An 8,406-nucleotide genomic window follows, 5' to 3' on the forward strand; every position below is an offset into this window, starting at 1 on the left:
GGACCCTTGGTCCGCGGGCCGTTTTTCATCGGGTGAGCCGGCCGTTTTTCGTCGGGCGAGTCGGCTGGACAACTAGATCGAACATGTGTTCGAATCTTCGCCATGCGATGGTCCACCCTGTCGGCTCCCCACGACGGCGACTCGCTCCTTGACAGGGCAGCGCCGGCGGCTCCACCCCTGCCGCTGGCGCTGCCCGGCGCCACCGTCCGCACCTTCGACACCCCCGGCTTCGCCGGGATGACCTTCTACGAGATCGAGGCGAAAAGCCTGATCAACCGGGTGCCGGGTCAGTCGAGGGTGCCGTTCGAGTGGACCGTCAACCCCTACCGCGGCTGCTCGCACGCGTGCTCCTACTGCCTCGCCGGGGAGACCCCGATCCTGATGGCCGACGGCACCACCCGCCCCCTCGCCGAGCTGCGCACCGGTGACGCGATCATGGGCACGATGGGCGCCGGTGCCTGTCGGCGCTACGTGCCCACCACGGTCCTCGACCACTGGGAGACGCGGAAGCCCGCCTTCCGGGTCACCCTGGCCGACGGCACCCGCCTGGTCGCCAGCGGCGACCACCGCTTCCTCACCGACCGCGGCTGGCGGCACGTCAGCCCGGCCGAGCCCGACCTGCCCGCGCTCGCCGTCGGTGACCTGATGTTCGGGGTCGGCCACTTCGCCGAGCCGCCCAAGGAGTCCCCCGACTACCAGGCCGGCTTCCTGTGCGGCCTGGTGCGGGGAGATGCCGCCGGTGGTCGCGCGGCCCGGGAGAGCGACGCCTGGGTGCGCGCCGACACCTATCTGGAAGACATCCCGCTGCACGAGGCACTGCGCTGGCCCGAGCAGCCCAGCGGCGGGTGGTTCCGGGGCTTCCTGGCCGGGGCGTTCGGCTCCACCGGCCACGCCGACCGGCTCGCGATCACCTTCACCAGCGGCGACCAGCTGTTCCTGCGCCGGGTGGTCGACGCACTCACCCAGCTCGGCCTGCCCAGCCGCGCCCCGGTCCGCACCCGGCCGGGCGGCTCGGCCACCGTCGAGATCGACCGGGACCTGTGGGCCGCGCTGCGCTTCCGGCACCTCACCGGCGCGGCCGGGGCACCGCTCGACGCCTCCGGGGTCGGCGTGCGCAGCAGCCGCGAGCTGGCAGTGGCCGACATCGAGGAGCTCGGGCTCACCCTGCCGCTGTTCGACATCAGCACCGGCACCGGCGACTTCATCGCCGACGGCGTGGTCAGCCACAACTGCTTCGCCCGTAACACCCACACCTACCTCGACCTCGACGCCGGCCACGACTTCGACACCAAGATCATCGTGAAGGTCAACGCCGGGCATCTGATCCGCCGCGAGCTGGCCGCGCCCCGATGGTCCGGGGCCGCGATCGCGATGGGCACCAACGTCGACGTCTATCAGCGGGCCGAGGGCCGATACCGCCTGATGCCGGAGATCCTGGCCGCCCTGCGCGACCACGCCAACCCGTTCTCGATCCTCACCAAGGGCACGCTCATCCTGCGCGACCTGGAGCTGCTCAAACAGGCGGCCCAGGTGACGCGGGTCGGCCTCGCGGTCTCGATCGGGTTCGTCGACGAGACGATCTGGCGGGCGGTCGAGTCCGGGACGCCGAGCCCCCGGCGACGGCTCGAGGTGGTGCGCCGGCTCACCGACGCCGGCTTCGACGTGGGCGTGCTGATGGCCCCGATCCTGCCCGGCCTGACCGATGGGGAGGAGTCCATCGAGGAGACCGTGGCCGCCATCGCCGCGGCCGGCGCCACCAGCGTCACCCCGATCCCGCTGCACCTGCGCCCCGGCGCCCGGGAGTGGTTTGCGTCGTGGCTGACCCGCACCCACCCCGATCTGGCCCCGCGCTATCGCGATCTCTACGGCTCCGGTTCCTACCTGCCGCAGGCCTACCAGCACGAGATCGGCGCCCGGGTCCGGATGGCGGCCCGGCGGCACGGCCTGCACCGCCCCAGCCCGGTGCAGATCCGCGACGTCGGCGAGACGGACGCCACCTCCGACGCCACGTCGTCCCGGCAGCTGACGCTCTTGTGATGGCTACAGTCGACTGCATGAGGGATGCACAGCAGATCCTGGCCGAGTCGCATGTCATCGCCGTGGTCGGCGCTTCACGCGACCCGTTCAAGCCCTCCCACACGGTGCCCCGCCAGATGCTCCGGCACGGCTGGCGGATCATCCCGGTCAACCCGTTCGCCGACGAGGTCTTCGGCGTGAAGACGGTGCCCACCCTGGCCGACATCGGCGAGCCGGTCGATCTGGTCAACGTGTTCCGCCCGGCCCGCGACGCGGTCGACGTGGTCCGACAGGCGATCGCCATCAAGGCCCCGGCGGTCTGGCTGCAGAGCGGCATCTTCTCGGCCGAGGCACGCCGCTTGGCCGAGGAGGCCGGCATCGACTACGTCGAGGACCGCTGCCTGGCAGTCGAACGCGCAGTGGCCAACCTGACCAGACTGACCTGACCTGACCTGGGCGTTCCGAGCCGGTCGGGCCGCCGAGCCGGGCCAAGCGGCCGGGCCCGGGCCGGGCCGGGCCGGGCCGAGCCGGGCCGAGCCGGGCCGAGCCGGGCCGAGCCGAGCGGCCGGGGCCGAGCGGCCGGGGCCGAGCGGCCGGGGCCGAGCGGCCGGGGCCGAGCGGCCGGGGCCGAGCGGCCGGGTCGGCTGAGCCATCGGGCCGGCCGGGAGCCGGGCCGAGCCTGGCCGGGCTGGGCTGGGCTGGCATCGGTGCTGGGTAGGCCACGCCGCGGCCCTTCGTGATCGGCAGGGCGACTCCTAGTACGGTGCCGGGAAACTAGGAGGACTCTGTGACCTATCCGCCGACCGGCGGTACGCCGGATCCATACCAGCCGCAGCAGCCTTACGGGCAGCCTTACGACCCCACCGCGCCGTTCAACCCGACGCCGGACCAGCCGGCCCCGGCCAGTGGACAGCCGGCGCCCGGGCAGCCCTACGACCCGACCACACCGTTCAGTCCGCCGGCGGATCAGCCGGCCAGTGGACAGCCGGCCCCAGGGCAGCCGCCGGCCCCGCCGGCCTACGGTCAGCCGCCGACCATCGGCCAGCCCGACTACAGCCCGCCCCCGGCGAGCGGTCAGCCCTACCCGCCCGCTTACGGCCAGCCCAGCTCAGGCCAGCCCAATGCGGACCAGCCCAACCCGTACAGCCAGCCCAACCCCGGCCAGCCGAGCCCTTACGGCCAGCCGCCGGCCTACGGTCAGCCCGACCCGTTCGCTCAGCCGCAGCCTTACGGCCAGCCTGACCCCTACGCGCAGCAGCCCGCCTACGGCCAGCCCGCTCCCTACGGCCAGCCGGGCCCCTACGGCCAGCCGGGCCCCTACGGTCAGCCGGGGCCTTACGGTCAGCCGGTCTACGTCCCGACCACGAGCACGAACACGCTGGCGATCCTCGCCCTCGTGTTCATCTTCATCTTCGCCCCGGTCTCGATCGTCCTCGGCCACATGGCGAAGCGGCAGATCCGGCGGACCGGCGAGCAGGGCGAGGGCCTGGCCACAGCCGGTCTCATCCTCGGTTATGTCTTCACCGGGATCTCCGTGCTCGCGTGCGGCCTGCTGGTCATCGGCGGCATCTTGAGCAGCAGCACCACCACCTACTGAGACGGCACGTACTGATCCGGATGGAGAGCCGCGCGACCCGCCCGGCTCTCCAAGGATCGACCCATCAGCCGACGATCAGCGGAACTCCGCTTCGCGCACGCTGTTGCCGCCGTCGACGACGAGCATCTGGCCGGTGATGTAGGAAGCCGCCGGCGAGCACAGGAACGCGATCGCGGCCGCGACCTCGTCGGGGGTGCCGGGGCGCCCGATCGGCGTACCCAAACCTTGCTTGATCTCGGTGACGGTGGACGCCGCGGTGTAGATCGTGCCCGGCGCCACACAGTTGACGTTGACGCCGTCGGCCACCAGCTCCATGGCGAGCGCCCTGGTCAGGCCGACCACGCCGGCTTTCGCCGCGGCGTAGGCGGCCTCGGTCGGCAGCGCGTTGATCGCCCCGGCGGTGGCCGCGAGATTGACGATCCGGCCCCAGCCGCCCTCGGCCATCGCGCCCTGGAAGGCGCGGCTGCACAGGAACGCGGTGCTGAGGTTCCGGTCGATCTCCGACTTCCACTCGTCGTAGGTGAGCTGCGCCACCGGCCGCAGCACCTCGGGGCTCGCCCGGCTCGCCAGGCCCGCGTTGTTGACCAGAACCTCGACGTCGCCGAGCTGGTCGGTGATCGCATCGGCGAGCGCACCGACCTCGGCCTCGTCGGTCAGGTCGGCCACGAACCCGGTGACGCTCAGCTCGGCCGCCCGCTCGTGGATGCGCCGGGTGGTCGACACGATCGCCACCCGAGCGCCGAGATCGCGCAGCCGGCGAGCCGTCGCATAACCGATGCCGTCCGGGCTTCCCGCGCCCGTGACCAGCGCAACCTTGCCGTCGAGGCGCAGCGTCACCGGCGCTTCGGCCGGGTCACCCACCTCGGTGAGGGACGACTCGGCAAGGGACGACTCGGGCGTGTCGGTGGCGCTGGTGCGCGGCCGCCGGCCCGGGGAGGGACGGGTGGCGTCACGCCGGGAACGGCTTCCGCTGGCAGAGCGGGCGTCGAAGACCATGCGAGCGATCCTCCCCCGTCAGTTGGGCCAGGGCAAACATCGACCCCCCGTGGCGCACGCGCGACGTACGCGACCTGCTTGTTTACAGTGACCTCCGCATCAACGCACGGAGGACTCGATGACCGACCCCTACCAGCCGACCGGCCAGCCGAACCCGAACCCGCCCCCGCCGGACCCGTACGTGCCGCCCGCCTACCAGCCGCAGCCGTACGCCCAGCCGACCCCGTATGCCCAGGCGGACCCCTACGCTCAGCCCGCCTACCAGCAGCCGGCGTTCCCCTACGGCTACCAGCCGCCGAGGCCGACCGAGGGCCTGGCCATCGCGTCCCTGGTGGTCTCGTGCGTGTCGGTCTTCGGCCTCTGCTTCTACGGCATCGGCGCGCTGCTCGGCATAGTCGGCGCGATCCTCGGCCACGTGGCCCGCCGCCGCATCGCCCGCGACGGTTCGAACGGCGCCGGCATGGCCCTGGCCGGCATCATCACCGGCTGGATCGTCGCGGCACTGGGCGCACTCGGCCTGGCCGCCGCCATCATCTTCCTAGTGGCAAACCCCAACTTCTCATGATCAAAACCATCTGACGAGTACGCTCCCGGAAGCCCACAACCGCACCCGGCCCGCCCCCAGCTGCTCAAGCCGAGCGCCCGGCCCGGCCATGAACGCTCAGATGCCGGGTGGCGGGGCGATCCGGCTGGTGGGGGCCGGGAGCGGGCGCACCGGGTCGGCCGGGATGAACACCAGTGGGGCCCGCGAGCCGTAACGGGCCAGCAGGCCGGTCCGGGCCTTGGCCACATCGCGGGTGCCGATCTCCACGCCGCTGCCGTCGTGCCGGGCCCCGACGCTGAAGATCGGCACGCCCTGGTGACTCCAGTAGGGCAGGTCGGCCAGCACCCGGTCGTGCCAGACGGCCAGGGCGTCAGCGGAGTGCGCGGCGTCGCGGACCAGGATGCAGGTGTCCTCGGCCACCTCACGGAGGAAGTCGTCGAAGGCGGCCGACGGCACCCGGTAGACGATCGCCTGCACCAGCTGCTGGTCGACCTCGAGGCCGGCGTAGCTGTCCGGGAACCGGGCCCGGCCGGTCTCCTCGATCCGGTTCATCACGGCGTCGAGCTTGGGCGGGGTCGACGGCATGGTGACACCGCCGACGGTGACATGCTCCGGGGTCCGTTCCACGCCGCACCCGGCCGTGCTCCAGCCGCCGGTCAGCCCGGGCGAGTCGACGATCGCCTCGTCCCCTGGGTCACCGCACGCGGCGATCAGGACAACCACCCCGAGCGCGAGCGCCGGCCAGATTCGGAATCGATCGCGATACATCGCATGCCCCTTCTCTACCCGCCCCCGACAGCCGCTGCCACCCAGCGCCCGGAGAGTTCAACGAGCGACCACCTAGACCGGACAAAACACCCGGGTCGGTCAGTCAGCCAGAGATGGGTCCACGACCGGGCGGTTAGCGCGGGTGGCGCCGAGGATCACGACCATCACGCCGGCGAGCAGCAGGGCCAGGCCGGGCAGGGCGGCCGGGCGCGGGTGCTGACCCAGCCACAGCCAGGCCAGCAGGGCCGCGCCGGGGACCTCCAGGAGGATCAGGACACTGACCGTGGTCGCCGAGGTGTGGTGCAGGGCGTAGTTGAACATCGAGTGGCCCAACAACTGGGCGCCGACCACCAGCGCCAGGATCGCCGCCCAGGTGCGGTGGTCGTAGCCGCCGAGGTCCACCCCGCCGATCAGGCAGACCAGCAGCAGGACGATGGCGCAGGTGCCGTAACAGATCCAGGTGTAGGTGGTGGTGCTCAAGGTGGCGCGGGCCTGCTCACCGAGGGCGGTGTAGACCGCGGCGGCCATCCCGCCCAGCAGCGCCAGCACGTCGGCCAGCACGGCCTGGCCGGAAACACCCACGTCGGCCCCGGTCGCCGCGATCGCGCCGGCCACCGCGAGCCCGATGCCCAGCCAGCCGATGGTCGACGGGCGGCGGCCCTGGGCGGCCGCGATCAGCCCCTGCCACACCGGCTGGGTGGCGACCAAGGCGGTCGCGGTCGCCACCGACCCCAGCTGGACGCTCGGCGTCCAGGTGGCGAAGTGCGCCGCGAGGGCCAGACCGGCCAGAAAGCAGAACAACACGGCGCGACGACCGGCACCCGCCAACTCGGGCCGACGTGGACCGAGCGTGATCGGCGTCAGGGCCACCGCGGCGAGAGCGTTCCGCCAGAAGGCGATCGCCAGCGCCGGGGCGGCGGCATAGGCGATCAGCGGCGCCGACGACGAAACCGCCAGCACGGCCACGACCAGCGCAAATACGGTAGGGAGGGCGAGGGCTTGATGCGGTGAGCGCGCATTCATCCCCGGCCGTCGCTTCTTGCAGAGTTGTTCAGCACATCTACCGACCGCTATTGAACAGACAGTGACGCCACGACTACAGTCGCCGCGTTGCCCTGACCCTTTTGAACCACCCATGCCTGGGAGGCTGATTTACCATGCCCGCATACCGTGCGGTCGTGTTTGACTTTTTTGGCACGCTGACCCGCGCGGTCCAGCGCGGCCCCCAGCATGCCGAGATCGCCCGATCCCTGGGCGTCGACCCGGAGGCGGTGCTCGGCGTGCTCGACCGCACCTTCCGGGCGCGGGCCCGGGGCCGGTACGGCAACGCCGAGGCCACCCTACGGTGGGTGATCGAGCAGGCCGGCGGGCGCCCCCGGCCGTCCCAGGTGCGGGCCGGCGTGCCGGCCCGGATAAGCGCCCTGAAGGCCGACACCCAGCTGCGCCCCGACGCGGTAAGCGCCTTGACCGCCATCCGCCGGCGCGGCCTGGCAACCGCGGTGGTCAGCGACTGCACACACGAGCTGCCGGCCTTCTTGCCAAGCCTGCCAGTAGCCCCCCTGCTGGACGCCAAGATCTATTCCGTACGCCAGGGAGTCTGCAAGCCAGACCCCCAGATCTACCTAGCGGCATGCCACGAGCTGGGCGTATACCCGGCCGAATGCCTATACGTGGGAGACGGCGGCAGCCACGAGCTGAGCGGCGCCGCCGAGGTAGGCATGACCCCCGTCCGCCTGGCCGCCTCCGACCTGGCCAACCACTTGGTCTTCGACGCCGACACCAACTTCGCAGGCCGCACGGTCCGTTCATTGACCGAGGTGGTAAGCCTGCTGGACTCGCTGCAGCCGGCCCGGTCCCCGGTCCCGTCCCGCTGACCGCAGTGCGCGCCGCGGCCATGCGAGGATGGCCCGGTGACGTCAGCGGTCTTGGATGAGGCGCTCAAGAAGGCAGCGCTGGCCTGGGTCTCGGTGGGAGACGGGCCGGCGCTGGGACTCTGGTGCATGCCGCTGGAGGGATCGTTGATCATGGTGAGCGGCCAGGGCGAGCAGTTCGCACCGGGCCTGGCCGAGGCAACAACGGCCACGGTCCGCCTGCGCGGCGACAACGGCGGCCTGATCGTGGTCAGCGACATGGCGGTGACGCGCCTGCTGCCCGGCTCCGAGGACTGGGAGACGGTGGCCCCTCAGCTGGCCCAGAAACGCCTGAACGCCACCGGCACCTTCGACGACCTGGTGGCCCGCTGGGTGGAATCGGCCTGCGCAATAGTCCGGCTGACGCCGCCCGAGGAGAACGCCGCGACCGCGGCCCCCGACCTACCAACCGACTCAGGCGCAGCCCCACCCCGCGAGACCCCGGCCCGAGTAGCGACCCGCCGCCCGTTCCGCCTGCACAAAGTCCGAGGCGCCTGAACCCGAGCCCCCGGACCCAGCGCCGCCCGGCGCGACGATAGGGGTGCGGGGTTGGGCTGGGTGGTGCACTCACCCGG

The 8,406-nt window shown here is 72.1% G+C and carries 9 protein-coding genes; 6 read left to right on the forward strand and 3 right to left on the reverse strand.

From position 1 onward, the window contains the following. Positions 1 to 102: 102 nt before the first annotated feature. The 3 genes from Adu01nite_RS04675 to Adu01nite_RS04685 all read left to right on the forward strand — a co-directional run bounded on the left by Adu01nite_RS04675 (position 103) and on the right by Adu01nite_RS04685 (position 3,613). Positions 103 to 2,037, forward strand: a complete 1,935-nt coding sequence (locus Adu01nite_RS04675; RefSeq protein ID WP_203725187.1) for an intein-containing Rv2578c family radical SAM protein — start codon at positions 103 to 105, stop codon at positions 2,035 to 2,037. Between the two features lie 17 nt (positions 2,038 to 2,054). Further along, the gene (locus tag Adu01nite_RS04680) at positions 2,055 to 2,462 is read left to right on the forward strand and encodes a CoA-binding protein (protein WP_203725189.1); all 408 of its coding nucleotides are present in this window, start codon (positions 2,055 to 2,057) and stop codon (positions 2,460 to 2,462) included. 341 nt (positions 2,463 to 2,803) lie between these two features. Continuing rightward, positions 2,804 to 3,613 (forward strand): DUF4190 domain-containing protein, encoded by an 810-nt coding sequence (locus Adu01nite_RS04685; RefSeq protein WP_239132132.1) that lies wholly within the window; start codon positions 2,804 to 2,806, stop codon positions 3,611 to 3,613. A gap of 75 nt (positions 3,614 to 3,688) precedes the next feature. Here Adu01nite_RS04685 and Adu01nite_RS04690 read toward each other — a convergent pair whose 3' ends face one another. Beyond that, positions 3,689 to 4,609 (reverse strand): SDR family NAD(P)-dependent oxidoreductase, encoded by a 921-nt coding sequence (locus tag Adu01nite_RS04690; protein WP_203725191.1) that lies wholly within the window; start codon positions 4,607 to 4,609, stop codon positions 3,689 to 3,691. Between the two features lie 118 nt (positions 4,610 to 4,727). Between Adu01nite_RS04690 and Adu01nite_RS04695 the strand changes: the two genes are divergently transcribed. Next, positions 4,728 to 5,174, forward strand: a complete 447-nt coding sequence (locus Adu01nite_RS04695; protein ID WP_203725193.1) for a DUF4190 domain-containing protein — start codon at positions 4,728 to 4,730, stop codon at positions 5,172 to 5,174. A gap of 96 nt (positions 5,175 to 5,270) precedes the next feature. Here Adu01nite_RS04695 and Adu01nite_RS04700 read toward each other — a convergent pair whose 3' ends face one another. Next, entirely contained in the window at positions 5,271 to 5,921 is a 651-nt protein-coding gene (locus tag Adu01nite_RS04700; protein ID WP_203725194.1) for a hypothetical protein, read from the reverse strand. Positions 5,922 to 6,020: 99 nt separating this feature from the next. Then, positions 6,021 to 6,944, reverse strand: a complete 924-nt coding sequence (locus Adu01nite_RS04705; protein ID WP_203725196.1) for a DMT family transporter — start codon at positions 6,942 to 6,944, stop codon at positions 6,021 to 6,023. Positions 6,945 to 7,078: 134 nt separating this feature from the next. Here Adu01nite_RS04705 and Adu01nite_RS04710 point away from each other — a divergent pair, with 134 nt between their 5' ends. Together Adu01nite_RS04710 and Adu01nite_RS04715 are read left to right on the forward strand one after the other, a co-directional pair. Beyond that, positions 7,079 to 7,795 (forward strand): HAD family hydrolase, encoded by a 717-nt coding sequence (locus Adu01nite_RS04710; protein WP_203725198.1) that lies wholly within the window; start codon positions 7,079 to 7,081, stop codon positions 7,793 to 7,795. A 36-nt stretch (positions 7,796 to 7,831) separates the two neighbouring features. Further along, positions 7,832 to 8,329 carry a hypothetical protein gene (locus Adu01nite_RS04715; RefSeq protein ID WP_203725199.1) on the forward strand — a complete coding sequence of 166 codons (498 nt, stop codon included), beginning with the start codon at positions 7,832 to 7,834 and terminating at the stop codon, positions 8,327 to 8,329. Positions 8,330 to 8,406: the final 77 nt, after the last annotated feature.

Origin of the sequence: Paractinoplanes durhamensis (assembly GCF_016862175.1) — a bacterium.
Lineage (GTDB): Bacteria > Actinomycetota > Actinomycetes > Mycobacteriales > Micromonosporaceae > Actinoplanes > Actinoplanes durhamensis.